The 892-nt window shown below is 54.5% G+C and carries 1 protein-coding gene; it reads left to right on the plus strand.

Features of this window, described 5'->3' with window-relative positions:
* The first annotated feature begins 30 nt into the window (after positions 1–30).
* Entirely contained in the window at positions 31–804 is a 774-nt protein-coding gene (locus QVP67_RS02730) for a prephenate dehydrogenase/arogenate dehydrogenase family protein (RefSeq protein WP_071150565.1), read from the plus strand.
* Positions 805–892 lie beyond the last annotated feature (88 nt).

The following is an 892-nucleotide window of genomic DNA, read 5'->3' on the forward strand; positions in this document are numbered from 1 at the left end:
GGGAGAGGGGACGGGGGTGAGGCTTATATTATGAGAATATTAATCCTCGGAGCCGGCAAGATGGGCTCCTTCTTCAACGACGTACTGAGTTTCCAGCACGAGACGGCCGTGTTCGACGTCAACCCGCACCAGTTGCGCTTTGTCTACAACACCTACCGCTTTACCACGCTGGACGAGATAAAAGAGTTTGAACCCGAGCTGGTGATCAACGCCGCCACGGTGAAATACACCCTCGACGCCTTCCGCCAGGTATTGCCCGTACTGCCCAAGGACTGCATCCTGAGCGACATCGCTTCGGTGAAGACCGGGTTGAAAAAATTCTATCAGGAAAGCGGCTTCCGCTACGTGTCCACCCACCCCATGTTCGGACCCACGTTCGCCAGCCTCAACCACCTGAATACGGAGAACGCCATTATCATCACCGAAGGCGATCACCTGGGACGCATCTTCTTCAAGGACCTGTATCAGACGCTGAAGCTGAACATCTTCGAATACACCTTCGACGAGCACGACGAGACGGTGGCTTACTCGCTGTCCATCCCCTTCGTTTCGACTTTCGTCTTTGCAGCCGTGATGAAGCATCAGGAAGCACCGGGTACCACCTTCAAGAAGCACATGGCCATTGCTCAGGGACTGCTGAACGAAGACGACTACCTGCTGCAGGAAATCCTCTTCAACCCGCGCACGCCGGCACAAGTCGAAAATATCCGCGTCGAGCTGAAGCAGCTGTTGGAAATCATCACCAACAAGGATGCCGAAGGCATGAAGAAATACCTGACGAAGATCCGCGAAAACATCAAGTAAAGCGGGTCCGGCAGACCGTTTGTGGGACACTTGTGTCGCTCGTCTGTATCACTTGCACGGCTCGCGAGCCGTACAAGTGTCCCACAAA

Origin of the sequence: Bacteroides sp. CAG:633 (genome assembly GCF_000435115.1) — a bacterium.
Lineage (GTDB): Bacteria > Bacteroidota > Bacteroidia > Bacteroidales > Bacteroidaceae > Bacteroides > Bacteroides ndongoniae.